The organism is Streptomyces globisporus C-1027, assembly GCF_000261345.2.
GTDB lineage: Bacteria > Actinomycetota > Actinomycetes > Streptomycetales > Streptomycetaceae > Streptomyces > Streptomyces pakalii.
Window position 1 is genome coordinate 5,232,572 of the sequence record NZ_CP013738.1, and the last position, 24,525, is coordinate 5,257,096.

24 protein-coding genes are annotated in these 24,525 nt (G+C 72.2%); 15 read left to right on the forward strand and 9 right to left on the reverse strand.

The window, feature by feature from the left end:
* Window positions 1-104: 104 nt before the first annotated feature.
* The 3 genes from WQO_RS23160 (at window position 105) to WQO_RS23170 (ending at window position 3,893) form a co-directional block, all read left to right on the forward strand.
* Entirely contained in the window at window positions 105-509 is a 405-nt protein-coding gene (locus tag WQO_RS23160) for an NUDIX hydrolase (RefSeq protein ID WP_010063320.1), read from the forward strand.
* 143 nt (window positions 510-652) lie between these two features.
* Window positions 653-1,111 (forward strand): ATP-binding protein, encoded by a 459-nt coding sequence (locus tag WQO_RS23165; protein ID WP_029182588.1) that lies wholly within the window; start codon window positions 653-655, stop codon window positions 1,109-1,111.
* Window positions 1,112-1,325: 214 nt separating this feature from the next.
* Window positions 1,326-3,893: a SpoIIE family protein phosphatase gene (locus WQO_RS23170; protein WP_010063318.1), complete on the forward strand. Its 2,568-nt coding sequence runs from the start codon at window positions 1,326-1,328 to the stop codon at window positions 3,891-3,893.
* A gap of 16 nt (window positions 3,894-3,909) precedes the next feature.
* Here WQO_RS23170 and WQO_RS23175 read toward each other — a convergent pair whose 3' ends face one another.
* The gene (locus tag WQO_RS23175) at window positions 3,910-4,623 is read right to left on the reverse strand and encodes a PspA/IM30 family protein (protein WP_010063317.1); all 714 of its coding nucleotides are present in this window, start codon (window positions 4,621-4,623) and stop codon (window positions 3,910-3,912) included.
* 58 nt (window positions 4,624-4,681) lie between these two features.
* The gene (locus WQO_RS23180) at window positions 4,682-6,793 is read right to left on the reverse strand and encodes a TPM domain-containing protein (RefSeq protein WP_029182587.1); all 2,112 of its coding nucleotides are present in this window, start codon (window positions 6,791-6,793) and stop codon (window positions 4,682-4,684) included.
* 348 nt (window positions 6,794-7,141) lie between these two features.
* On the opposite strand from WQO_RS23180, the gene WQO_RS23185 reads away from it, so the two are divergent.
* The gene (locus WQO_RS23185) at window positions 7,142-8,809 is read left to right on the forward strand and encodes a glycosyltransferase (protein ID WP_010063314.1); all 1,668 of its coding nucleotides are present in this window, start codon (window positions 7,142-7,144) and stop codon (window positions 8,807-8,809) included.
* A gap of 9 nt (window positions 8,810-8,818) precedes the next feature.
* Window positions 8,819-10,372 (forward strand): DUF6056 family protein, encoded by a 1,554-nt coding sequence (locus WQO_RS23190; protein ID WP_010063313.1) that lies wholly within the window; start codon window positions 8,819-8,821, stop codon window positions 10,370-10,372.
* 6 nt (window positions 10,373-10,378) lie between these two features.
* Here WQO_RS23190 and WQO_RS23195 read toward each other — a convergent pair whose 3' ends face one another.
* The gene (locus tag WQO_RS23195) at window positions 10,379-10,891 is read right to left on the reverse strand and encodes a MarR family winged helix-turn-helix transcriptional regulator (protein ID WP_010063312.1); all 513 of its coding nucleotides are present in this window, start codon (window positions 10,889-10,891) and stop codon (window positions 10,379-10,381) included.
* 149 nt (window positions 10,892-11,040) lie between these two features.
* Here WQO_RS23195 and WQO_RS23200 point away from each other — a divergent pair, with 149 nt between their 5' ends.
* Window positions 11,041-11,466: a Rid family hydrolase gene (locus WQO_RS23200; RefSeq protein ID WP_010063311.1), complete on the forward strand. Its 426-nt coding sequence runs from the start codon at window positions 11,041-11,043 to the stop codon at window positions 11,464-11,466.
* Window positions 11,467-11,495: 29 nt separating this feature from the next.
* On the opposite strand, the gene WQO_RS23205 is transcribed toward WQO_RS23200, so the two are convergent.
* A complete protein-coding gene (locus tag WQO_RS23205; RefSeq protein WP_010063310.1) occupies window positions 11,496-12,182 on the reverse strand; it encodes an SDR family NAD(P)-dependent oxidoreductase in 687 nt (228 codons plus the stop codon).
* Between the two features lie 118 nt (window positions 12,183-12,300).
* Here WQO_RS23205 and WQO_RS23210 point away from each other — a divergent pair, with 118 nt between their 5' ends.
* Complete coding sequence (locus WQO_RS23210; protein WP_010063309.1) at window positions 12,301-12,909, forward strand: TetR/AcrR family transcriptional regulator; 609 nt, start codon at window positions 12,301-12,303, stop codon at window positions 12,907-12,909.
* A 28-nt stretch (window positions 12,910-12,937) separates the two neighbouring features.
* On the opposite strand, the gene WQO_RS23215 is transcribed toward WQO_RS23210, so the two are convergent.
* From WQO_RS23215 to WQO_RS23225, 3 genes are all read right to left on the reverse strand, one after another.
* Window positions 12,938-13,915 (reverse strand): glycoside hydrolase family 6 protein, encoded by a 978-nt coding sequence (locus tag WQO_RS23215; RefSeq protein WP_010063308.1) that lies wholly within the window; start codon window positions 13,913-13,915, stop codon window positions 12,938-12,940.
* Window positions 13,916-14,131: 216 nt separating this feature from the next.
* On the reverse strand, window positions 14,132-15,145 hold the full coding sequence (locus tag WQO_RS23220; protein WP_010063306.1) for a TY-Chap domain-containing protein: 1,014 nt from the start codon (window positions 15,143-15,145) through the stop codon (window positions 14,132-14,134).
* Between the two features lie 82 nt (window positions 15,146-15,227).
* The gene (locus WQO_RS23225; RefSeq protein WP_010063305.1) at window positions 15,228-15,554 is read right to left on the reverse strand and encodes a hypothetical protein; all 327 of its coding nucleotides are present in this window, start codon (window positions 15,552-15,554) and stop codon (window positions 15,228-15,230) included.
* Between the two features lie 202 nt (window positions 15,555-15,756).
* Here WQO_RS23225 and WQO_RS23230 point away from each other — a divergent pair, with 202 nt between their 5' ends.
* Window positions 15,757-17,130 (forward strand): NAD-dependent succinate-semialdehyde dehydrogenase, encoded by a 1,374-nt coding sequence (locus tag WQO_RS23230; protein WP_010063304.1) that lies wholly within the window; start codon window positions 15,757-15,759, stop codon window positions 17,128-17,130.
* A gap of 43 nt (window positions 17,131-17,173) precedes the next feature.
* Here WQO_RS23230 and WQO_RS23235 read toward each other — a convergent pair whose 3' ends face one another.
* A complete protein-coding gene (locus WQO_RS23235) occupies window positions 17,174-17,722 on the reverse strand; it encodes a 2'-5' RNA ligase family protein (RefSeq protein WP_010063303.1) in 549 nt (182 codons plus the stop codon).
* A gap of 506 nt (window positions 17,723-18,228) precedes the next feature.
* Between WQO_RS23235 and WQO_RS37425 the strand changes: the two genes are divergently transcribed.
* The 6 genes from WQO_RS37425 (at window position 18,229) to WQO_RS23260 (ending at window position 22,434) form a co-directional block, all read left to right on the forward strand.
* Entirely contained in the window at window positions 18,229-18,672 is a 444-nt protein-coding gene (locus WQO_RS37425) for a DUF6924 domain-containing protein (protein WP_418082115.1), read from the forward strand.
* Window positions 18,669-18,860 (forward strand): DUF6924 domain-containing protein, encoded by a 192-nt coding sequence (locus WQO_RS37430; protein WP_029182583.1) that lies wholly within the window; start codon window positions 18,669-18,671, stop codon window positions 18,858-18,860. The genes WQO_RS37425 and WQO_RS37430 overlap by 4 nt, the downstream gene beginning before the upstream one ends.
* A gap of 135 nt (window positions 18,861-18,995) precedes the next feature.
* On the forward strand, window positions 18,996-19,448 hold the full coding sequence (locus tag WQO_RS23245) for a hypothetical protein (RefSeq protein WP_010063302.1): 453 nt from the start codon (window positions 18,996-18,998) through the stop codon (window positions 19,446-19,448).
* Between the two features lie 76 nt (window positions 19,449-19,524).
* Window positions 19,525-20,535 carry a YdcF family protein gene (locus WQO_RS23250; protein ID WP_010063301.1) on the forward strand — a complete coding sequence of 337 codons (1,011 nt, stop codon included), beginning with the start codon at window positions 19,525-19,527 and terminating at the stop codon, window positions 20,533-20,535.
* 80 nt (window positions 20,536-20,615) lie between these two features.
* The gene (locus WQO_RS23255) at window positions 20,616-21,524 is read left to right on the forward strand and encodes an alpha/beta fold hydrolase (protein WP_010063300.1); all 909 of its coding nucleotides are present in this window, start codon (window positions 20,616-20,618) and stop codon (window positions 21,522-21,524) included.
* A gap of 34 nt (window positions 21,525-21,558) precedes the next feature.
* Window positions 21,559-22,434 carry a Vgb family protein gene (locus WQO_RS23260; RefSeq protein ID WP_010063298.1) on the forward strand — a complete coding sequence of 292 codons (876 nt, stop codon included), beginning with the start codon at window positions 21,559-21,561 and terminating at the stop codon, window positions 22,432-22,434.
* Window positions 22,435-22,560: 126 nt separating this feature from the next.
* Here the strand turns inward: WQO_RS23260 and WQO_RS23265 are convergent, their stop codons facing one another.
* A complete protein-coding gene (locus tag WQO_RS23265; RefSeq protein WP_010063296.1) occupies window positions 22,561-23,340 on the reverse strand; it encodes a D-Ala-D-Ala carboxypeptidase family metallohydrolase in 780 nt (259 codons plus the stop codon).
* Window positions 23,341-23,602: 262 nt separating this feature from the next.
* Here WQO_RS23265 and WQO_RS23270 point away from each other — a divergent pair, with 262 nt between their 5' ends.
* Window positions 23,603-24,433 (forward strand): alpha/beta fold hydrolase, encoded by an 831-nt coding sequence (locus tag WQO_RS23270; RefSeq protein ID WP_010063294.1) that lies wholly within the window; start codon window positions 23,603-23,605, stop codon window positions 24,431-24,433.
* The last annotated feature ends 92 nt before the right edge of the window (window positions 24,434-24,525 follow it).

The window sequence follows — 24,525 nt, forward strand, 5'->3', positions numbered from 1 at the left end:
TGCGTCGGTGCCCCGGGCGGTAAGGTCCGGCCCGACCGGAGCGCGGAAGCCTCCGGCGGAACGGCGCCGCGAGCGGGGCGGAGTGATGACGGAGTGGTGACCAGGTGACGTCGGTGCTGATCGACACGGTGGCGTGGGTGCGGATCGAGGGCGGCAGGATCCTCTGCGCGCGGCCCCGGGGCAAGGACGTCTTCTACATCCCGGGCGGCAAGCGCGAGGGCGCGGAGACCGATCTGCAGACCCTCCTGCGGGAGGTCGAGGAGGAGCTGACGGTCGGCCTGATCCGGGAGACCGTCGTCCACGCCGGGACGTACGAGGCCCCCGTCGACGATCGGCCGGGCGCCGCCGTCGTCCGGATGAGCTGCTACTACGGCGACTACCGCGGCACGCTCGCCGCGAGCAGCGAGATCGAGGAGATGGCGTGGTTCTCCTTCGCCGACCGGGCCCTCGTACCGCCCGTGGACCAGCTGCTCTTCGACGACCTGAAGGCGACCGGCGCGTTGAGCTGACCCACCGGTCGGCCGGTGACGGGGGTGGGGCGTACGCCGTCTGCACCAAACACCCGGTTGCGCGGTAGTGCGCAATCAATGGTGGGTATGGGCTGTTTAGTCCCCATTTGGCTCGGGGGTGCGCCCGCGGTCGTCCCTGGGAAGTGATCGGCGTGATCGATACCGAAGGCGACTGCGCCGAGTGGACTTTCGCGGCCGAGCCCGGTTCCGTGCGCAGCGCCCGGCACGCCGTCCGGGGCGCGCTGGGTTCCTGGGGGCTCGACGCGGTGGTGGGCGACCTGGCGGTCCTCCTCGTCAGCGAGCTGGTGACCAACTCCCTCCGGTACGCCTCCGGCCCCATCGGCGTACGCCTGGCCCGTACGTACCCCGACGGGGACCCTTCCCCCGCCGATCACCTGCCCGCCGACCACCCGCCCGCCACCCCGGGACTGCTGGTGGAAGTCTCCGATCCGCTTCCGGATCCACCCACCGAACGCAGTGCGGGACCCGACGACGAAGGCGGCCGCGGACTCCAGCTCGTGGCCTGTTCCGCACGCCGCTGGGGGACCCGTCGCGGAAAGAGCGGCAAGACCGTGTGGTTCGAGCTGGCTCTCCCTGGTTAGGAGAGTGGAGGGAAGCACAGCGATCACCAGAGGTCGGGCAGAACCTGGCTGAAAGGGACTGAGACCTTGCTGTGATCGTGAACGCCGTGTCGGTCGGGGCCGTAGTGCTGAATACTGCGGGCAGGACCGGTCCGGTGCGTGAGCTGGAGGGGACGGTCGCGTGAGCGAAATACCTGGGACAACGGGCGACGCCGTCGGGACGGCCGGCGACGTCGTGTGGCAGAACAGCCCGCCCGGCTCGATCTATGACTACATCAGGGTGGCCTCCTTCTCGATCGGCCCCGACGGTCTGATCGAGCAGTGGAGCAGCCGGGCCGCGGGTCTGTTCGGCATGACCTCGACCGAGGCGGTCGGCCGCGACCCGGTGGAGGCCTTCATGCCCGCCGAGCTGCGTTCGGACGGCCATCGGCGGGTCGGCGAGATCCTCGACGGCAAGGAGTGGACCGGCCTCGTCCCGTTCCGGATGCCGGGCGAGGGCGGGGCGCACGGCGTCGCCGAGGTCTATGTGATGCCGAGTCTGACGGGCCAGGGCGAGCGGGCCGCGCTCTGCATCGTCGTCGACGTCCGGGCCCTGCGGCGCATCGAGACCGATCTCGCCGCGTCACAAGCCATATTCGGCCAATCTCCCTTCGGCTTCGTGCTGTTCGGCACCGACTTCGCGGTCGTCCGGGCCAACCAGCGCTTCGCCACGGTCTTCGGCGGCGCCGCCGACGACCACCGGGGCCGCACGGTGGAGGACTATCTGCCGCAGGCCGAGGCCGACCGGCTGTCCGCCACCCTGAAACGGGTCCTGGAGACCGGGGAGTCGGTCACCGACCTCCAGCTCGTCGGCACCGCTCCCGGCACCACCGAGCGCCGCCACTGGTCCATGAACCTCTACCGGGTGCACAGCGGGGCCGGCCGCCCCGTCGGGATCGCCGGCCTCGCCACCGACGTCACCCGCCGGCACATCGCCGCCCGCGAGGCCGCCAGCGCCCGCCGCAATCTCGCCCTGCTCAACGAGGCCAGCGCCCGCATCGGCAATTCCCTGGACCTGGAGACCACCGCCCGCGAGCTCCTCGACGTGGCCGTGCCCGGCTTCTGCGACCTCGCCGCCGTCGACCTCTACCAGGGCCTCCTCACCGGCGAGGAGGCCGCGCCCGGCAGTTGGGCGCCCGCCCACCGCGAGTCCGCCGGAGGCTCGGCGGAGCTGCGCCGGGTGGCCCACGCCAGCGCGGTCGCCGACGCCCTTCCCACCGCCGTGGCGGGCAGCGGACCTCCCGGCCCCGACGATCTGCCGCCCGCGCTCGGCTCCGTCCACCGCTTCCCGTTCGGTTCGCCCTGCGCCGTCGCGCTGCGCTCCGGCCGGGTCGAGGACGTCCCCGGCGACGAGATGGGCTTCGTGCAGTCGACGCTCGCCGTGCCGATGGTCGCCCACGACACCGTCGTCGGCCTCGTCCAGTTCTCCCGGACGAAGGGCAGCGAGCCGTTCGGCGAACGCGACCGGGGGCTCGCCACCGAGCTGGCCGCCCGCGCCGCCGTCTGCATCGACAACGCCCGCCTCTACCGCCGCGAGCACGAACGCGCCCTGATCCTCCAGCGCAGCCTGCTGCCGCCCGGCGACCCCGAGGCCGCCGGACTCGACATCGCCTGCCGCTATCTGCCCGGCAACACCGCCACCGAGGTCGGCGGCGACTGGTTCGACGTGATCGAGCTGCCCGGCCACCGCACCGCCCTCGTCGTCGGCGACGTCATGGGGCGCGGCCTGCGCGCCGCCGTCGCCATGGGCGAACTGCGCACCGCCGTGCGGACCCTGGCCCTCCTCGACCTGGAACCCGCCGAGGTGCTCTCCGCCCTCGACGAGGTCGCCCGCGGCCTCGGCTCCCCGGGCGGCGGCGAGCGCAGCGAGGGGCTCGGCGGCCGCGGGGGAGCGCAGTGGCCCTCCCGCGCCGCGCAGAAGTCCCGCGAGGCGGACCTCTCCGAGGTGTATCTCGCGACCTGCGTGTACGCGGTCTACGACCCGGTCACCCGGCGATGTACGTTCGCCAACGCCGGGCACATGCCCCCGGCCGTCGTCGAGCCCGGCCGGCCCGCCCGCCTCATCGACGTACCCCCGGGGATGCCGCTGGGCGTCGGCGGCGAGCCGTTCGAGGAGGTCGAGGTCGAGCTCGCCGAGAACGCTCTCCTCACCCTCTACACCGACGGCCTGGTCGAGTCCCGGGACCAGCCGCTGGACGAGGGTCTCGCGGCGTTGCGGGCCGTCCTCACCGGTCCGCAGATGGAGCTGGAGGACGCCTGCGACTTCGTCCTCTCCACCCTCGACACCCAGCACGGCGAGGACGACATCGCCCTGCTGATGGCCCGTATCCAGGGACTGCCCGCGGAGGCGGTCGGCGACTGGACGCTGCCGCGCGAACCCCGCTCGGTCGGCCGGGCCCGCGAGCTGGCCCGCGGCCAACTGCTCGCCTGGGACCTCGACGACCTGGTCGACACCACCGAACTCCTCGTCAGCGAGCTGGTCACCAACGCCCTGCGCTACGGCGAGGGCGAGATCCGGCTCCGGCTGCTGCGCGACCGCACCCTGGTCTGCGAGGTCTGGGACGCCGGTCTCGTCCAGCCGCGCCGCCGCCGCGCCCGCGACACCGACGAGGGCGGCCGCGGACTCCAGCTGGTCGGCCTGCTCAGCGCCGCCTGGGGGTCGCGCCGGACCCCGCGCGGCAAGACCGTCTGGTTCGAACTGGCCCTGCCGGACGGGGAACCGGCCGCCGAACTCTCCGTGGAGCAGCTGCTGAGCATGTACTGAGGCCCGCTCGGTCCGGCTACGCGCCCGTCTTCAGGGCCGCCAGCCGGGCCTCGATCTCCGCGCTGTCGCCCAGGCTGTCCAGCTGCTCGAACTGGGCGTCCAGCGAGGAGGCGGCCAGCTCCTGCTTGCCCAGGGCCTTCGCCTCCTCGCGCCGCACCTTGTCCTCGAAGCGGCTCAGCTCGCTCGTCGGGTCGAGGACGTCGATGTTCTTCACGGCGTCCATCATCTGGTTCTGCGCCTGGGCTGACTTCGAACGCGCCACCAGCTCGTCGCGCTTGGCCTTGAGTTCGGAGAGCTTGGCCTTCATCTGGTCGAGCCCCGTCTTCAGCTTGTCCACGACCTCCGTCTGCGAGGCGATGGTGGGCTCCGCCGTCTTCGCCTCCTGCTCGGACTGGAGCTGACGGCCCAGCGCCACCTTCGCCAGGTTGTCGAACGTGTCGGCCTCCGCCGCCGACCCGGCCCCGCGCAGCTCGTCGGCCTTCCGGCTGGCCGCCAGCGCCTTGCCGCCCCACTCGGCCGCCGCCTCCACGTCCTCCTTGTGGTCCTGCTCCATCAGCCGGAGGTTGCCGATGGTGGCCGCGACCGCCTGCTCGGCCTCCGCGATGTTGTTCGTGTAGTCCCGGATCAGCTGGTCCAGCATCTTCTGCGGGTCCTCGGCCTGGTCGAGGAGGGCGTTGATGTTGGCCTTCGCGAGCTGGGTGACACGGCCGAGGACGGTCTGCTTGGTCATGGGACGGCTCCTTGGAAGTCGAGACGGTTCACGCTGTGGTCCTGCTCTGCCGGTCGTTTCAGAAGCGGCCGCCCCCGCCCCGCCGCCCCCGTGTTCCGCCGCCGCCGAAACTGCCCGGCCCGCCGCCGAAGCCCCCGCCCCGGCCGCCGCCGAACCCTCCGCCGAAGCCGCCGCCGCCCCGGCCGCCGCCACCCCCGAACAGCCCGCCGAGGATGATGCCGCCGAGCACCGCCCCGCCCATGCCGCCACCGCCGCCCCGTGTCCCGCCCATGCCGCCGGGGCCCTGCACCGAGCCGAAGCCGCGGACGTCCTGCACGGCCAGGGCCATCGCCTGCCCGGCCAGCGCGTCCGCCTGCCGCGCCTCCGCCAGCGCCCCCTGCGCGTCCGTGGCCGACAGCTCCCGGGCCCGCTCCCACCGCCGCTGCGCCTCGGCCAGCCGGGTACGGGCCTGGCTGCCGACCGCACCCCGGTTGGTCGTGATGAAGTCGGCCGCCGCCCCGATCGCGGACCGGGCGGTGAGCATCGCCTGATCGAGGAGGGACCGGGCCTTCGCCTCGCCGCGCTCCTGGTCCCGGGCCCCCGCCAGCGCCTCGTCCAGGGCCGCGTCCGCCTCCTCCACCCGGCGCAGCGCGTCGATCGGGTCGTACGGTCCCGCCGCCATCGCGCCCCGCACATCGGCGAGTACGGCCTCGGCGCGGGCGATCCGGCCGCGCAGATCGGCGGTCGAGGCCCCCTCGGCGGTCCCTTCCAGCAGCCCGCCCGCGTCCGCGAGGTCGGTCTCCGTCTCGGTCAGCGCGGCCGGCAGCTTCCGGGCCGCCTCGCCCAGCTCCGCCGCCCGCCGGTCCACCGAGTCCAGCAGCGTGCCGGCCTGGCCCACCGCACCCTCGGCCGCCCGGATGTACACGGCGGCCCGGGAGTTCTCACCGCCGTCGACCGCCGCACGGGCCTCCTCCACGGCGGAGCCCGCGAAGACGAGCCGGTCCTTCGCCTGCTCGACGTCGGCCGCCACGGGGGCGGCGGCGCCCTCCCCGTACCGCTCGCGCAGCCCGGCGACGCCCGACTCGGCCGCCTCCACCCGGCCGGCGAGGTCGCGGTGGGTGGCGTCCACGGTGGCCAGGGCCTGCGGAGCGGTACGTTCCAGGGCGCGCAGCCGGTCGAAGTCCTCGGAGACGGTGTCGAGCCCGTCGTTCGCGGCCGCGCACCTCCGCAGGATCTCCTCCAGCATCCGGCGGCGGGTCGCGTCGTCCTCGGGGAAGGCGTCGTCGAGCTGCTGGCGCAGCCGGAACGACTGGGTCAGCTCGTCCTTCGCCCGCGCTACCGCCTCCGTGAACGGCTTCGCCGCCTCCTCGCCGAACTGGGCGGTGGCGAAACCGAGTTCCTCCTCGCTCGTACGCACCGCGTCGTCGGTGTCCACCAGCACCTGCTTCGCCTGAGCGTCCAGCTCCGGCAGCGGCGTCGGCGGCTCCGGCGCACCGCCCGCCCCCGCGCCCCGGCCCCACCCGGTGGCCGCCGGGGTGGTGCGCGTCGTCGTACGCCGTCTGCGCCGGGCGTACGCGTAGACGCCGACCGCGCCCACGCCCGCGACGACGGCCACCGGAAGGATGAAGTCGCGGGCGCCGGTCGAGTCGGAGCCGCCCGTTCCGGGGTCGGCGGGGCCCGGGGTGATCGCGGGGGCGGTCACCGGTCGTCCGGCCAGCACGGAGGCGTAGCCGCCGGCCGCGCCGATCGCCGCCCCCGCCCAGTCGTTCTCCCGCAGCGCGGGCTCGATCGCGGTCCCCGCCACGTCCCGCAGCTGGTCGTCGGTGAGCCGGGAGTCCGCGTCGACGGAGTAGGCGTACTGCCGGTCGTGGGTGGCGACGGAGAGCAGCACGTCGTCCTGGCCCAGACCGTTGCGCTCTGCGGTCTCGTCGCTCCAGGTCTGCCCGGACCGGCCGGAGAAGTCGCGTACGTACACCACGAAGAGCTGGATGCGCTGCTCGTCGTACAACCGGTCGAGGGCATCCTCCACCTGCCCCGTCCGGTCGCCCAGGGCCCCGACCCGGTCGGTGATCTGCCCGTCCCGGGACAGCTCGACCGGGTCGTCGGCGCGCGCGGGCGCGGCGGCGGGCAGCACCAGCCAGCCCACGGCGAGCAGCGCCGAGACCAGGGCGGCGAGCGGCGCGGCGGCCAGTGCGGCGCGTGGTGCCGAGGCCACGGCGGCGAGCGGGCCGGTCTTCCGTGGCGGTCGAGGAGACGTCACGTTTGCGAGGCTATGTCCGCCATTTCGCCCCCGCGACCCGGCGATCCACCGAACCGCATCCGCCGCCCGCCTGAGCGGTTGTGCCGGTCCGCCTCCGCTGTTCGCATGAAAGGGCGGCGGAAAGCCGTCCGCCCGCGCGTGTACGGACAGACGGAGGCCGCCGCCCGTCGTCAGATGGGGCGGACGCGGCGCGACCCGGGCCCCGGCGCCGGAGCCCGACGGCGCAGCCGCCGGTCAGGGACCCGGCCCCACGAGAGGCCCGAAGTCCGGAGGTGGCGAGTGACTGGCCTTCAGCTGTCCGTCGTCGTGCCGTGTTTCGACGAGGCCGAGGTCATCGAGTCCTTCCACGCGGCGCTGCTCGCCGTCCTGGACCCCCTCGGGGACAGCTTCGAGATCTGTTACGTCGACGACGGCAGCCGGGACCGCACCCGTCCCCTGCTCAACGCCATCGCCGCCCGTGACCCGCGCGTCCACTACACCGCCTTCAGCCGCAACTTCGGCAAGGAGGCCGCCATGCTCGCGGGCCTGCGCATGTCGCGCGGGGCGGCCGTGGTCATCATGGACGCCGACCTCCAGCACCCGCCCGAGCTGATCCCCCACATGCTGGAGCTGCACCGGCACGGCTACGACCAGGTCATCCCGCGCCGCGACCGCACGGGCGAGGGCATGGTCCGCAGCACCCTCAGCCACACCTACTACGCGCTCGTGCGCCGCTGCATGGACGTGGAGCTGATCGACGGTTCGGGCGACTTCCGGCTGCTGTCGCGGCGGGCGGTGGAGAGCGTGCTCTCCCTCCCGGAGAGCAACCGCTTCTCCAAGGGGATCTTCTCCTGGATCGGTTTCGACACGGTCACCTTCCGCTACCGCAACAGCGAGCGGGTGGCGGGCCGGTCGAAGTGGGGCAGCAGGCGGCTGCTGAACTACGGCATCGACGGACTGCTCTCCTTCAACAACCGGCCGTTGCGCCTCGCGATCTACGCCGGATTCTGGGTCTTCGTCTCGGCGCTGGCCTACGCCCTGTGGACCGTCGTGCGCGTCGTCCTGCACGGCGTGGACACCCCCGGTTACGCCACCCTGCTCACCGCCGTCGTCGCCCTCAGCGGCATCCAACTGGTGACGCTCGGGGTCATCGGGGAGTACGTGGGCCGGATCTACCACGAGGCGAAACACCGCCCGCCGTACGTCGTACGCGAGACGGACGCGACCTGCCGGGCGGTGCTGCCGGACAGCCCGCCGCGCCCGCAGCTGACCAGGGACGGGCACCTGAGCGGCGGCAAGCAGCTGACCAGGGACAAGCAGCTGACCAGGGACAAGCCGCTGAGCGGGGGCCGGGCGATCACCGGAGATCCCGCGCTCACCGATGGCGGAGGCCGGGCCAAGAGCTCCGCCACCGACTCCGCCATCGAGCCGGCCGCCGGCCCCGCCGCCCAGAGCCCCGGCGCCCCGGGCCCTCCCGCTTCCCCGAGCCGGTCCCGTACCGTCCGCCAGTTCGGCAGTTTCGTCCTCATCGGCTGCGTGAACACCGCCGTCTACCTCGGCGTCTACGCCTCCCTGAACCGCTGGATCCCCTACCTGACCGCCCATGTCATCGGCTACGCGATCAGCATCGTGTGCTCGTTCCTGCTCAACTCCTACGTCACCTGCCGGACGCGGCCGACCTGGCACGCGTTCGTCCGCTATCCCCTCTCCAGCCTGGTCAACCTGGTGGCGTCCGGGGCGCTGCTCTACGGAGCGGTGAGCGGCCTCGGGATGGACAAGAACCTCGCCGCGCTGGCCGCCGGAGTCATCGTCACGCCGATCTCCTTCCTGCTGGCGCGGTGGGCGATCACCTCCGGCCAGACCAAGGCGGCCGGCTCCGTGGTGAAGGCGGAGAGGGTTCCCGCCGAACCGCCGGCCGGCCGCCCCGCGCCCGCGACGCTGCCCACCCGCTCGCCCCAGGACCGGTGAGAGGACGCGATGTCCGACGAGGTTCCCGTAAGCGCGGCCCCGACCGGCGGCGCGCAGGAGACGACCGTGACGGACCAGGCAGGGCGGAACAGGACAGGGCGGACCAGGGCCGGGCGGGACCGTTCCGGGCGCCCGGCGGACCGCCCCTGGACGGCGCTCTGGGTGAGCGCCCTGGCGCTCCCGCCGCTCGCCCTGCTCGCCGCCGCCTCCTGGTTCGGGCGGTGGGTGCGGCCCAGCGCGGACGACTGGTGCTTCCTGCCGCGCGTACGGGACGACGGCATCGGCGGCCTCGTCGGGAAGTTCTACTTCGACGACAACGGGCGGGTCGCCAACGCGCTCCTGGTCGGTGCCTACGCGAAGTTCCAGGTCGCGGGACACCAGTGGTACCCCCTGGTCAGCGGGGTCCTGGTGCTCGCGGTCCTGTGGGCGGTGGCCGTCCTGGCGCTGCGCCGGGCCGCCCTGCGCACCCCGCGCGGGACGGCGCTCCTGCTGGCGGCCATGACCACCGCGCTGTTCCTGTTCGTCACGCCGAACACGTACAAGACGTTCTACTGGCCCGCAGCGTCCGTCTCGCACACGCTGCCGCCCGTCCTGGCCTGCGCCGCGCTGATTCCGCTCCTGCTCGCCCGTACCCGGCGGGGGCGGGTCGTCGCGATCGGCGTCGCGGTGCTGATGGCGGCCTTCCTCGCCACGCTGTCCGAGGAGACGGCGATCGTCGTGGTGATGGTGCTGCTGGCCGCGCTCCTCGTCTCCGGCCGGGTCGTCCCCGCCGCTGACCGGGGGTTCGTCCGCCTGTGGTGCGCCGGGGGCATCGCCGGGACGGCGGCCGGGGCCCTGGTCCTCATCACCTCACCCGGCTCCATGGCCCGCAGGGAGCGCTTCGGGGCGGAGACCACGTCGCTGCTCGCCCCCGACTCCCTCGCCGCGTCGCTGCGCGCGTTCGCGGAGATCACCGTCACCGTGGTCACGACCTGGCAGTACGCGGGCGCGGTCGCGGTGGGCGTCCTGCTGGGGCTGCTGTGCCGCCGGGCGGACGGGACGACGCCCCGCCCGCCCGCGTACTGGCCGCTGCTGACCGCCACCGGGCTGGTCACGCTGCTGGTCTCCGGCTACCTGTGCACGGTCATCGCGTACCCGGTGTTCCAGGACCGGGTGAGCGACCCGAGCGCCAACCGGCTGTGGAACGACTACCTCCTGCTGTACGTGATCCTGCTCGTCGGCGCGGGAGCCCTGCTGGGCCTGGCCGCCCGCCGGTACCTGCGCCGCACCGCCCCGGCGAAGGCGGTGTGCGCAGCGCTCTGCGTCCTGGTCTGCGTGGGCCCGGCGATCTCCCTGACCAACCTCGACGCCGCGATGCGGGCCCGGGCGGAGAAGTGGGACGCCCAGGACCGCCGCCTGCGCGAGGGGGCGGCGGCCGGGGAGCGGGTCCTGCCGTACGAGCGCCTGGTGATCAGCCAGATGCTGGAGCCGTTCAGCGAGGGTGGGGAGCGGTACTGGCCGGGCGGCTGTGTCGCCGACCTTTACGACCTCGACCGGGTCACGGACGGGGCCAGGGGGCGGTGATGGCGGTCAGCCGAAGTCGTCGGGCACGATCCGCATCTTCTCCGCGATGCGGACGAGCGCCTTCTGGTCGGCCGTGTTCAGGGAGTCGAGGACGAGGCCGCGCACGGTACGCAGGTGGGTGGGAGCCGCCTCGCGCACGATGTCGAAGCCCGCGTCGGTGAGTTCGGCGAGGGTGTAACGCCCGTCGGCCGGGTCGGGGGTCCGGACGACCCAGCCGCGCTGCTCACACCGTTTGATGACGTTGGAGAGCCGGGAGAGGGACCCGCTGGCGAGGAAGGCGAGCTCGCCCATCCGCAGTTTCCGCCCGGGAGCCTCGGAGAGATGGCTGAGTACGAGGTACTCGAACAGGGTGATGCCGTGCTCCTGCCGCAGCGGCGACTCCAGCTTGCCGGGCAGCAGCAGGACCAGGGAGATCAGCCCCGTCCACGCCGCCTTCTCCTGCTCGTCGAGCCACTGCGGCTGCTCGTCGTCCGTCTGCCCGCTCGTGCGCTCCTCTTCGCGCCCGTCCGTCTCGCTCATGGGCCTCTCCGCGTCGCTCATCGGTCTTCCCGTCCCCTCGGCGCGTTCCCCGATGACTTTGCGCTTGAAGTCATCGCTTGCTACGGTTACTTTACGCGTGAAGTCATGGAAGCGGAAACGCACCCTCGGGTGCGGGGAGAGGAAGCATCATGAGCACCGTCACCTTCGGCGTCGTTCCGGGCTACGGCGAGAAGCTTCACGAGGCCCTCGGCTACAGCGGCGCCGTCCGCGTCGGTGACCGGGTCGAGATCTCCGGTCAGGCCGGGGTCGACGACGATCTGGTCATCCCCGACTCGCTGGAGGACGAGATCGTCCGGGCCTTCGACAACGTGGAGCGCACGCTCGCCACGGTCGGTGCGACCTGGAAGGACGTCATCCATGTGAACTCGTACCACAAGGTCGCGCCGGGGGACGACGTCATCGGTGAGGACCACAACCGGGTCATGGCCGAGCAGTTCCGCCTCCGTCTCGGCGGCCGTGCGCCGATCTGGACCGAGACCGGCGTCACCGTCCTCGGACTTGCCGCCATGAGGGTGGAGATCCGCGTCACCGCCATCGCGGGCTCCGGGGCCTGACCGCCGCCCCCGGCGCAGGACCTGGGCGCCTACCAGGGCAGCACTCCGGCCTCGTCCTGCAGGGTTCCCGTCGGACCGTCCGCGTCGAGCGTCGCGAACCGTACGACGACCCGGGCGCTCTCCTCGGGGGAGCGCCCGATGCCGAACTCCGCGGTCATGTCGGTGGCGGTCGGGCCCGGCTCGACCGCGTTGAACCTGATGCCCGGCTCGGCCTTGGCGTACTGGACCGTGAGCATGGTGGCCGCCGCCTTCGAGGCGGAGTAGAGCGCCAGCGGCAGCGTGGACTCCACCCGGTCGGGGTTGTTCACCGCCCAGAACGACCCGGCGCTGCTGGAGACGTTGACGACCGTGGCGTTCGATGACGCGCGCAGCAGCGGGAGCGCCGCCTCCGTGACGCGGACGATCCCCACCGCGTTCGTGTCGAAGACCCGCAGGGCCTTGGGACCGTCGACGTCCCCGTGCCCCAGGAGGCCCGCGTTGTTGACCAGGATGTCGAGCCGGCCCTCGGCCGCGCCGATCGCCGCCAGCGCGCTGTCCACCGACGCGTCGTCGGTCACGTCGAGCCGGACGAACCGCGCGCCGAGTTCGGCGGCGGCCTTCTCGCCCCGCTCGACGTCACGGGCGCCGATGTAGACGGTGTGGCCCAGTTCCACGAGCTGCTGGGCGGTCGCGTAGCCGATGCCCTTGTTGGCGCCGGTGATCAGGGTGACGGTCATGGTGTTCCCCGGGTCCGTAGTCGTCGAGTTCCGTGGTCATCGAGTTCCGTAGTGATCGATGCGGAACTTCACCGTAGCACTTCTGCATCGGTCACTACGGAAGACGTAGGATGAGGGGGTGGAGACGAGGAAGAAGGGCCCGAGCGGCCGGCCGAGGGGGTTCGACGCCGATCAGGCGCTGGAGCGCGCGATGCTGGTGTTCTGGGAGCACGGCTACGAGGGCGCCAGCCTGGCCGCGCTGACGGACGCGATGGGCATCTCCGCCACCAGCATGTACGCGGCGTTCGGCAACAAGCAGGAGCTGTTCCGCAAGGCCATGGAGCGCTACGCCACCGGCCCCAGTGACTATCTGGTCCGGGCCCTGGAGCAGCCGACCGCCCGCGGCGTGGCCACCGAGATCCTGGCCGGCACCATCCGGACCACCACCCGCCCGTCCGGCCCGCAGGGGTGCCTGGGCGTCCAGGGCGCGCTGGCCGCGAGCGACTCCGGGCGCGAGGTCCGCGACCTGCTCGCCGACTGGCGGAACGACAGCTGCTGCCGGATCCAGGAGCGGTTCCGGCGCGCCGCCGACGAGGGTGACCTGCCGCCGGGGACCGATCCGGCGGTGCTGGCCCGGTACGTCACCACCCTGGCCTTCGGGATCGCGGTGCAGGCCGCGAGCGGAGTCTGCGGCGACGAGCTGCGGGCGATGGCCGATGTCGCTCTGCGCACCTGGCCGCCCGTCTGACGGAGACGGACGGCCAGGTGGACCGCTCTCAGTACCCGTGGATCATCTTGTACGCGACCTCCGGCAGGAACTGCCCGGCCACGGAACCGGCCCCGACCCCGCAGTTGCCGTCCGACTCGCCGGGGGTCTTCAGCCACAGCAGCATCTCGGCCCCGCCGCCCGTCTGACTGACGGCTCCCGTCCTGCGTCCGCCCGGGTTGCACCACTCGCCGTTGGAGCCGTTGCCGTTGCGGCTGGTGTCGATGACGTACGGCTTCGTGTAGCCGTAGGACGCCGACAGGGAGCCGTTGATGGCGTTGCCGTACGCGGAGTTCTCGCCGGTGGCGTAGTAGTTCGAGATGTTCAGTGTGAAGCCGTGCGCCTGCCGGGCCCCGGCGCCGTCGAGGTGCTGCGCCATGGTGTCCGCGCCGATCCAGGCCGGGTTTCCGGCGTCCAGGTAGGTCCAGGTGTTGGGGGCGTGCGCGGTGAACTGCGCCAGCGCGTCCCGGAGCATCCCGTTGCGCTCGTCGATCCGGGCCTGGCTCAGGCAGCTGAAGTCGCCCAGCGAATCGGGCTCGATGACCACCAGCGCCGGCCGCGACCCGATGGCGGAGGCGAACGCGGAGATCCAGGAGCGGTACGCGCTCGGGGTGCCCGCGCCGCCGCCGGAGTGGCCGCCGCAGGCGTCGCGCCCGGGGATGTTGTACGCGATGAGGACGGGCAGCTTGTCGGCGGCGTCGGCCGCGCCCACGTACGAGCTGACCGCCGCCCCGATGTCCCCGCTCCAGGCGCCGAACCAGCGGGCCATCGGCCGTGCGGCGATGTTGTCGCGGATGGCGGCGGCCCGGCCGTCACCGGGGTTCGCGGCGGCCCAGACGGCGGGCGTCGAGTGGGGGTCGGTGTAGAACCCGCTGGTCATGCCGATGGGGTCGGCCTGGGCGGTGGCGGCGGCCGGCTGTCCCGAGGAGAGGGGGAGCAGGAGGCAGGCGAAGGCCGAGGCGACGAGCGTGCGCAGAAGTCTCTTCATGAGTGCGGCCCTTCTGTGGGAGCGCTCCCAATCTGCGGCGGCCGAGCGGTGGGGAGGGGGCGCCAAGGTGGGGGTGGTGGGGGTGGTGGGGGTACGTACGTGCGTACGGCGGACCGGTGGGGATCCGGTCCGCGACTGCCGCCGTCAGTCAGGACGGTGACAGCGGGGCGCGGCGCTGTCAATGATTCCGGCAACGACTGCCCCCTGCACGGGAGTTCAGGCGGCGGAGTGGTGGACGCGCGGGATCCCCAGATCCGGCAGGTCGAGGTGGAAGCCGCGCCCGCGACCGCTCATGGTCCCGTCGTAGGAGAGGTCGGACAGATCGACGCCCAGCTGCCGCAGCTCCTCGACGAGCATGCGGGCGGCCGTCGCCGCGTGCGCGGGGCCGGCCATGGCGTCGGGGAACCGGCGTTGCCAGATGGAGCGGGAGAACTCCCAGCCGTTCTGCGCCAGGCGGGCGGCGTCGGCCGCGTCCGGCCGGTGCAGATGGCCGGTGGCCTCGACGACGAGGGTCAGATCCTGGCTCCAGCACTGGACGAAGCGCTGGGGATCGCGGGCGTCTCCCAGGTGCAGGATGAACCGGCCGGGGAAGAACGGGGTGTCGCGGCCGAGGGACCGAAGGGTTTCGGCCAGGCGCTTCTCGACCTGCTCCCAGGTGGTGCCGGGCAGTTCCGGTGAGGCGGGCGGCAGGTCGGCAGGTTCGGCGGCACGCCAGCGGCCACGGGAGTAGCCCCTCCCGGCGCCATCGCTGTCCGTTGCGGCAGGGAGGAGTTCGCAGCTCACCTCGCCCCCGTCGTGCGAGTGCACGAGGATGCTGGTGCCGGGGCGCCGCCACAGCATCCACGGCCCCGAGTCGCCTCCCCACAGCGTGGGCGGGCCCAGCTCGTCCTCCATCACCCACCAGGCGGCACGGATGAAGCCGGTGGCCGTGGCCAGGTCCTCGGGCGGCAGGTCGACGACGCGGACGTTCAGCTTGCGCAGCTGCTCGGGCTCCGATGCGTCGGCGATCAGGGTGCCGTATCCGGCCGAAGGCCCCTTCCGGGGAGCGAACCTGCGCCAGACCTGGCCCGCGACTTCCTTCGGCTCCCGAAGTTCCCAGCCCAGCGCGGAGGTTGTGCGCTCGACATCGGCCAGGCTCCAGGAGCCGAAGTGGAGCGGTGCGACCTCTCTCACGAACGTATGGAATATGTCGTCGTCGAGCCAGTTGCCGCGAGGGATCGTGTTCTCCATGCGCCGGACAGTAGCGGTTCGGTACGACAGAGCCGATGCCCCCGACGCGAGAGGCCGTCGACCGCCCGGGCGGAGCAGCGGCTCACCGCTCCCCGTGACCGTCGAACCAGGCGAGCCCGTCGCGCCACCGCCGGTCGCGCTCCCGCCCCGACTGCTCCCACCACGGGTCGCCCCGCTCGCCGAGTGCGACCTTCGCCCGCTGGACGCGGTCACGCGCCCGGCGCAGCCCGGCATCGTCCGTCGCGCGCTTCGCCTCCCGTACCGCCCGCCGCGCCGCCATCAGGTGGGAGCGCAGAGCGGCGGCCGCGTGCTCGGGGACGGCAGGGTCGGTCGCCCGCCAGCGCCGCCCCTTGATGATCACGTACCGCCCGTCGTCCGTCCGGTCCGGGCCGTCGCTCTCGGGCGGCATGTCCTCAGGCATGCCCTCATGATGCGCCGGATCCGTGCGGCCGGCCGGATTCGCGAGGGCGACACCGGGCGGAGTCGCGAGCGCGGTGGGAGGGTCGAGGTGTGCGCATCTGCCGGATGGGTACCCGAATGTCCGCCCGGTGGTCCTGCGGTCGTTTCCGTCTCGCAGGACCTTTTCCGGGAGCTGTCCACGGAAGGAAGTCATGAGTACGTACCGAGTCGTCAACCCTGCCACCGGTGAGACGGAACAGGAGTACCCCACCGCCACCGACGGCGAGCTGCGCGACGCGCTCGCCCTGGCCGACGACGCGCAGCGCGCCTGGGCCGCCCGGCCGGCGGCGGAGCGGGCCGAGGTGCTGCGACGGGTCGCGGACCTGTACGAGGAGCGCAAGGACCAGCTCGCCGCCATCATCACCCGCGAGATGGGCAAGCCGGTCAAGCAGGCCCTCGGGGAGCTCCGCACCGTCGTGTCCATCTACCGCTACTACGCCGACCGGGGCGAGGGCTTCCTGGAGACGGAGGAGCTGGACGTCGCCTCCGGCGGCCGGGCCGTCATCCGGAAGGAGGCGGTCGGCACGCTGCTGGGGATCATGCCGTGGAACTTCCCGTACTACCAGGTGGCCCGGTTCGCCGCACCGAACCTGATGCTGGGCAACGCGGTCCTGCTCAAGCACGCGCCGCAGTGCCCGGAGTCGGCGCTGGCGATGGAGCGGCTGTTCCTGGACGCGGGACTGCCCAAGGGGGCGTACGTCAACATCTTCGCCACCAACGAGCAGATCGAGACGCTGATCGGTGACGACCGGATCCACGGCGTCTCGCTGACGGGTTCGGAGCGGGCGGGCGCGGCCGTCGCGGAGATCGCGGGCCGCAACCTCAAGAAGGTCGTGCTGGAGCTGGGCGGCTCCGACCCGTATCTGATCCTCGGCGCGTCCAACATGGAGCAGGTGGTGAAGAACGCGCTGATCGGCCGGATGGGCAACGCGGGCCAGGCCTGCAACGCCGCCAAGCGCATCATCGCCCTGGACGAGCACTACGAGGGCTTCTCGACCGCCTTCACGGATGCGGTCCGGGGCATCACCGTCGGCGACCCCACCGACCCGGACACCTTCATGGGACCCCTCTCGTCGGAGAAGGCGGTCGAGACCCTGGACGAGCAGGTCCAGGACGCGATCTCCAAGGGGGCCACGGTGCTGGCCGGCGGCAAGCGCATCGACCGCCCCGGCGCCTGGTACGAGCCCACCGTGCTCGCGGGCATCACCCCGGACATGCGGGCCTACAAGGAAGAGCTGTTCGGACCGGTGGCCCTGCTGTTCAAGGTCGGCTCCGAGGAGGAGGCCGTCGACTTCGCCAACAACTCGCCCTACGGTCTCAGCGCCTCGATCCAGACCGACGACGACGCCCAGGCCGAGCGGGTGGCCCAGCGCCTGCAGACCGGCATGGTCTTCGTCGGCGCCCCGTCCGGCACCGCGGCGGAGCTGCCGTTCGGCGGGGTCAAGCGGTCCGGCTTCGGTCGGGAGCTGGGCCGGTTCGGCATGGAGGAGTTCGCCAACCACAAGCTGGTCCGGCTGGTGCGCTGACGTAAGGGAATGGGGGGCGCCCTGGCGCGCAGGCGGCGGCAACTCACGGCGCCCCCGGCCCGATGCCCGCCGTCGTCCGGCTCGTCGAGTCGTAGGAGCGGGCCTCGGCCCACCGCCCCGGCAGGGCGCCCGGCCCGGTGGCTTCCTCGGGGAGCCACCGGCCGTCGGGGCCGGGCCACACCGCGCCCCGGCCCCGGCCGAGCGTGATGTGCGGGACCCATCGGGCGGGGGAGAGCAGCGGGTTGGAGCGGTCGCCGCCTCCGTGCGATTCCCGCAGGATCCGCCACACCGTCTCGTGCAGTTCCAGGAGGGCGGCGTCGGGCCGGACCGCCCAGGCCAGCACGTTGACCCGGCCGGAGAAGCGCAGCAGCCCGGTCAGGTGGAGGGGGAGGGGGAGCGCGGCGAGGGCCTCCGCCAGTGCGGTGCGGGCTTCCGGGGGAATCGTCTCGGCCGTGGCGAGCGTGAGGTGCGGCCGGTTGGTCGGGTGGCGGTGGGCGCTCTGGCTGGGCAGGCCCTCGTCCGCGAGGGACCGCCACACGCCCCGTACGGCTCGGTCGGTCGCGGCGTCCGGTAGCAGCTCGATGCTGTGCACGGGGGCAGCGTAGGGCTGCCGCACCGCGGGCGGTGGCCGCCGCGACCGTGTGCCTCCCGCGGCCTCTCTGTCAGAGGCGGATGTTGGACCTGAGAGAGGTCTTCTCCGGCCCTGTGCAATCGATCTGACGAGGTGTCCGCCGATGCGTCCCCCCTTTCCTCTCCCTCCCCGCGACGAAGCGATCCGCGTGCCCGGGATCCTGCTGCTGCGCACCGACGACGGCAGCGAAAGCGATGCCTGGGAGGACGTCCTTGAGCGGATGGGCGAGCTGCCCGGTATGCGTCCGCCCGGGGCAGGGGGTGCGGCCGAAGCCGAGGCGTCCATTCCCAGGCGGCTGATCGTGGCGGAGGAGCCCGGCTGGGGAGGATCCGCCCGCGCCACCCCCGAGGAGATCGCCGTGGCCTTCGACCGCCCCGGGGCATGGATACCCGACCTGGTGGTGCTCACCGACGCCCGGACCACGCGCGACGCGGAGGCGCGCCCGCTGCTGGCCTTCAGCGGCAGCGATGGGCAGGCCTTCTGGATCACGCCGCGGCAGACGGCCATGGCGTACCTGGCGCTGCACCGGGGGCTCTCCTTCGCCTTCGACCGGTTCGCCGAGGAGGCTCCCGCCGAGTGGGAGGACGGGGAGGAGCCGGAGGAAGAGGACGGCTACGAGCCCGCCGGTTTCGCGTTGGAGACGCGGACCGACCCACCCCGCTACACCCCTCCGGCGCGCGCTGCCCGTGCTCGTCCAGGAGACCGATCTCCTCGTCCGTACCTACTTCGGCGACGACGCGGCCTGGGCTTCCGTGGTCGACCGTGTGCGCCGGGGCCGAGGGGCGGCGTCGGACGTGATCGAGGACTTCGGCGAGTACGTCACCTTCGTCGACGATCCGGCCTACGCGGGCGCCACACCGGAGCAGGTGATGGCCCCCAGGTCCGCCCGGGCGCGGATCCGGAAGCGATGATCTCCGACACGGTGCTGATCGCCGACAGCGCCACCCTGCGTGAGCCCGGACATTCCGTCCGGGTGGTCCCCCTGGAGGACGAGGTCGGGAACTCCTTCCGGGTGGACGCCGAGGTCGCCGGGATGATGGTGGTCAACCTGGCGCTGGGCAACATGGACCTCGGTGACTGGCGGGAGGGCGACGCGTAGGCCTCAGGGTCTGTGCGACCAGAGATGTACCCCTAAAAGCCCCATAGGTTGATGTTTCCGGCGCGTGAGCGGTCAAGAATTGAGGTGAGCAGAAGAGATCTGCTCGTAGTCGCAACAGGCATCAGGAGTGAGAACATGCGTGGCGTTCTGATAGGCGTCGTCGGCGCCGTGGCGGTCCTCGGAGTCGCGGCCGCCGTGGCCGTACCCGAGGCCAAGGAGTGGTACGACGGACGCCACGAGCAGACCTCGTCCTACGCCACGGGCAAGGACGCCAAGGAGGAGCGCGAGTCCGTTCCCCGCTGGCTGCCGGACGACGCCTCGTCCGTCGAGTACGCCATGCGGACCACCGGCGGCGAACGCATCCTCAAGGCCACGCTCCACGACGGCCGTCTCCCCGCGCTGTGCGAAGCGCTCGGCGGCGGGAGCGCTCCGGACCCCGAGATCAGCGCGTCCTGGTTCCCCTCGGGGACCGCGAGCAGGGCGAAGGGCCGCTGCGGCTCCTACTACGTGGCGCTCAAGGACCACACCCTGTACGCGTGGCAGACGAACGACGACTGGGTGGACGAGAACCGCCGCTCCGGGCAGTGACCGCCGCACCCCCGCGGATCCGCGGCCGGCGCTTCGCCGCAGACGTACCGACGTACCGACGAACCCGAGGCTCCCCGTGATCGCTTTCGCCCCGACGGCCGTGTTCCTGCTCTGGTTCTGCTGGGGCGTACGGCAGGACCGCCGCCAGTTCCGTAACGCGGTGCTGCTCGGCCTGACCGTGCTGAGCCTGTCGTTCGCCCTGCTGACGCAGGTGGACCGGCTGCCGGACAGCCTGGCTGTGCCGGTGTACGCGCTGGTCTTCCTGGTACCCGTGCTCGCGGTCGTGGTCCTCGGCGGCTTCCTCGTGGTCAACGGCCTCACCATGGTCCGCAAGGAGGGCCGCCGCCCCGCCAATCTGCTCTCCGGACTCGCCGGGATCGGCATCTTCGCCGTCCTGGCCCTGGTGGTCACCGCCGACTACCTCGGCGGCTCCAAGCCGTACCGCTCCTTCATCCTGGCCGTCGTGCTGATCACCGGCTATGTCGCCTTCCTTTTCCTCTGCTTCCTCGCCTACGCCTTCCTGTACGGCCGCATCCGGGTGCGCGGCGACGTGGACTTCGTGGTGATGCTGGGTTCGGGCCTCATCGGCGGGGAACGCGTGCCGCCGCTGCTCGCCTCGCGTCTGCGTTCCGGACTCCGCGTTCAGCAGCGGCAGATCGCCCGGGGCGGACCAACTCCCGTCCTGCTGGTCTCCGGCGGCCAGGGCCCGGACGAGAAGCTGCCGGAGGCCGAGGCGATGGGCCGCTGGCTGGTGGCCGAGGGTGCCGACCCGGACCTCGTCCTGGAGGAGAACCGCTCCCGTACGACGACGGAGAACCTGCGCTTCAGCCGAAGCCTGATGGAGGGGGCCGACGAGGGGTACGTCTGCGTCGTGGTGACCAACAACTTCCACGCGTTCCGAGCCGCGATGACCGCCCGCAAGGAGGGCGTGCGCGGCCAGGTGATCGGCTCGCCCACCGCCGCGTACTTCTGGCCGAGCGCGACGATCCGGGAGTTCGTCGCGGTGTTCTGGGAGCACCGGATCGTCAACGGCGCTCTGTGCGTGCTGCTCGCGGCGCTGGCCGTGGTGGTGGGGATGGGCTGGTAGCCCAAGGCATCCTCACCCCGCGCCGACCTCCCGCGAGAAAGCAGTTGCGCTTGTCGGCTTCTGGGCGTCAGGGTGCAGGGGTGATCGGATCAGAGATCGAACTGCCCGTCGTGGACGGGGTCCTCTCGGGTGTGGACTTCGGCGGCCACGGCGAGGGGGTGCTGCTGGTCCACGGCAGCGGACACAACGCTGCCGCCTGGGGGGACGTGGCGTCCCGTCTGGTGAGTGAGTGTCATCCGATCGCCATCGACCTCCGTGGCCACGGGCAGACCCGGCTCGACTCCACGGGTCCGGAGCAGTACTGGCGGGACATCGGTAGCGTCGTCACCGCGCTGGACTGGGACCGTCCCGTGCTGGTGGGCCATTCCACCGGCGGGTACGCGGTGACGGCTGCCACGGCCGGTGGCCTCGTGCAACCGGCCGCCCTCTGCATCGTGGACGGCGTGGTCCTCGACGACCGTGGCGCGTCACTCGCCGAGCACGCCGCCGCGCGCACCACGGAGGCGGCGGTCCGTCTGCGGACGATGTTCCGCTACGGCTGGGAAGCGCATGACGACCAGATGCATGCCTATGCCGAGCAGTGCGCGCGGGAGGCCGGAGGAGACTGGCTCAACGCCGGGGCACGGCGCGAACTCGTCGAGGAGGTCACGCGGCGCTCCTTCCTGCACCGCGGCCACCGGTGGGTACGGCGACCGGCCATCGAGGAGATCGCAACCGTCACCGCCGTGGACCCCGACGCGGAGGTCTTCCCGAGTGTCGAGGTGTACGACCGCCTCACCTGTCCGATGACCGTCGTGCTGGCCGAGGACGGTTTCTACGCCTCGCGGCGCGACGAAGTGCGAGCCGTCGTCGATGCCGCCCCCGGGCGCCGGCTGATCGACATCAGGTCGAACCACAACATCCCCATGACCCGGCCCGCTGACCTCGCAGCGATCATTCTCGACCTGGTGCGGGACCGGGCTACGGCGTCGGCCGGGAACGCCGGTTGACCCCCACTCCACTCCACCCCCGCAAGGAGTTGCTGTGACCGTGAGCGAGATGTCCGTGGCCGACAAGGACGCCGGACCGTACGGCATCGCGGCCGGACCTGACAACGCCCTGTGGCTCACCTTCGCGCACAGCGGCCGCATCGCGCGCCTCACCCTCGACGGTGAACTCGACGAATACCCCCTGGAACCGCCCGAGTGCCGCCCTACGGTCATCACCCCCGGGCCCGACGGAGCACTGTGGTTCACCCGGTCCCAGGACCACCGGATCGGCCGCATCACCGCCGACGGTGAAACGGACTCCTTCCCCGTGCCGACGCCCGGCAGCGGACCCTTCGGGATCACCGCCGGTCCGGACGACGCGATGTGGTTCGCAGAGATGAACACCGACCGGATCGGTCGCATCACCACCACGGGAGAGATCACCGAGTTCGTCCTTCCCTGTACGGGCGCCTATCCCTCGGCGATCACCGCAGGCCCGGACGGGGCCCTGTGGTTCACCCTCAACCAGGCGAACGCGATCGGCCGCATCACCGTCCACGGAGACATCGTCATCCACCCGCTCCCCACCCCGAGCGCTGCACCCGTGGGCATCACCAGCGACGGCGACGCCCTGTGGTTCGTCGAGATCGTAGCCGGCCAGATCGGCAGGATCTCGGTGGACGGCGCGATCAAGGAGTTCCCGCTCCCTGACCGTGCGGCCAAACCCCATGCGATCGTCGCGACCTCCACCGGGGACTGCTGGTTCACCGAGTGGGGAGCCAACAGCATCGGTCACGTCACCGGCAGCGGCGAGATCACCGAGTACAGCCTGCCGTCACCGTCGTCCGAGCCGCACGGCATCGCCCTGGGGCCCGACGGCGCTCTGTGGGCTGCCCTCGAAACGGGAGGGGTCGCGCGGCTCGAACCGTAGCCTCAGGACGAAGAACCGACCACTGCGGAGCATCGCGCACGCGTTTCGGTGGACGGGCACGGGCACGGGTACGGGGCCTCCGGTCCGCCGAGCGGAGGCCCCGTACGTCAGGAGAGCGCCGCGGTGTCAGATGCCGCAGCTGGGCGCGGACCAGAAGCGGCCGCTGCCGCCGGCGACGTGGGTGTGGTCGTTGTGGCCCGGGTAGCCCGGGCCGAGGATCTCGGTGAAGCCGTGGTTGCGGGCCGCCTGGGCGAGGGCGCAGAAGCCCTGGGATCCCGCGCCGAGGTCGGCAGCGTGGCCGTACATGTGGCGGCTGTTGGCGGCACCGCCGACGGCGCTGTTGCAGGAAACGCTGCGGAAGCCGCCGTTGACGGTCATGGGCCGGTCGCCCATGGCGTGCCGCATGGCCTGGAGCTTCCACATGGTGACCAGGGCGTTGGCGCGGGCGGTGGCGGCGCTGACCTTGCCCCCGGACCAGTCGGAGTTGCAGCGGTTCAGCTCGGCGTAGGTGAAGTTGACCGGGGTGCAGTCGTCGTCCTGGAGCTGGTAGATCTTGTTGAAGGTCGCGGGGCCCGCGATGCCGTCGGCGGCCAGCCCGTACGCGGCCTGGAAGCGCGACACGGCCGCCTTCGTCGCCGGGCCGAACGCTCCGTCGATGGCGATCTGGTTGCCGGTGCCGGGATAGCCCGCGACCCGGATCTGGAGCTGACGCACCGCCTCACCGCTGGAGCCCTCCCGGAGAGTTCCGCTCCAGGTGTAGCAGCCGTCGGCCGCACGGGCGGTGACGCCCGACGCGGAGTCGGGGGCCGGGGCGGCGGCCGGGCTCGCGGAGGCGGTGGTGCCGCCGAACGCCAGGGCGGCGCCGGCGAGGGTCGAGACGAGGAATCCGATGGGGCGTGATCGCATGGGGGCTACACCTCATTGTCGTCATGGCCGTCTGCGGTTCGTGGGGGATTCCGAGCCTCCGGCGCGGGCGGGGCAAGTGTCAAGGTCATGTCAACATGCTGCCAAGGGGGGCGGGGAGTGCCTGCCACCCGAGGGCGCGATGCGCTCCGGACGGCAGTGGAACTCGATCTCCGCCGGGTACCGATGAGTTCGCGGCGGTGCGGAGGTCTACCCCGGGGCGACCGCCGGTCGCCTTCTACCCCGTCGCTCAGAGGAGTTGACCATGTCCCCGGTCCTGAACCGGCCCGTCGCGGGCACCGTCGTGTCTGCCGACGGCACCGAGATCGCCTACGAACGGTCGGGCAGCGGGCCCGCGGTCGTCCTGGTGGCCTCGGCGCTGGCCGACCGTTCCGACACCGCCAAGCTCGCCGCGCTCCTCGCCGAGGACTTCACCGTGGTCAACTACGACCGGCGCGGGCGGGGTGCGAGCGGTGACGCCGACACGTACGCGGTCGCGCGTGAGGTCGAGGACATCGCGGCCCTGGTCGACCAGGTCGGCGGCTCGGCATCGCTGTTCGGTTCGTCCTCCGGAGCGGTGCTGGCCCTGCGCGCGGCTGTCGCCGGAGTGAAGGTGGACCGACTGGCCCTGTACGAACCGCCGTTCGTCACCGCCGAGGGAGACGCCGGACCGCCTGTGGATCTCGCCGAGCAGATCACCGTACGGCTCGCGGAGAACAGGGACGGGGATGCGGTCAGGTACTTCATGACGAAGGTTCAGGGCATGCCGGGCATCGCCGTGTCCTTCATGAAGCTCATGCCGAAGATGTGGGCGGGTCTCGTCTCTCTGGCCCGCACCCTGCCGTACGACATCGCGGTCATGGGCGACACCCAGCAGGGCAGACCGCTCGCCGCGGAGGAGTGGAGCGGCGTGGAGGTGCCGACTCAGATCCTGACCGGAGGAAAGAGTCCCGCGGCCTTCGGGCGTGCGGCCCGTGCCCTCGCGGAGATCCTGCCGCATGCCGACCACCGGACCCTGCCGGGGCTCAACCACGGAGCCGTCGTGATGGCCCCGAAGAAGATTGCGCCGGAGGTCATCCGGTTCCTGAAGGGCTGATCATGCCGGGCCTCGGCAGCCTCCATCTGCGCAGGCGGCTGCCGAGGCCCTCCTGAAGGCGGTCGTCAACGCTCCGATGCCGGGGCGTGGTC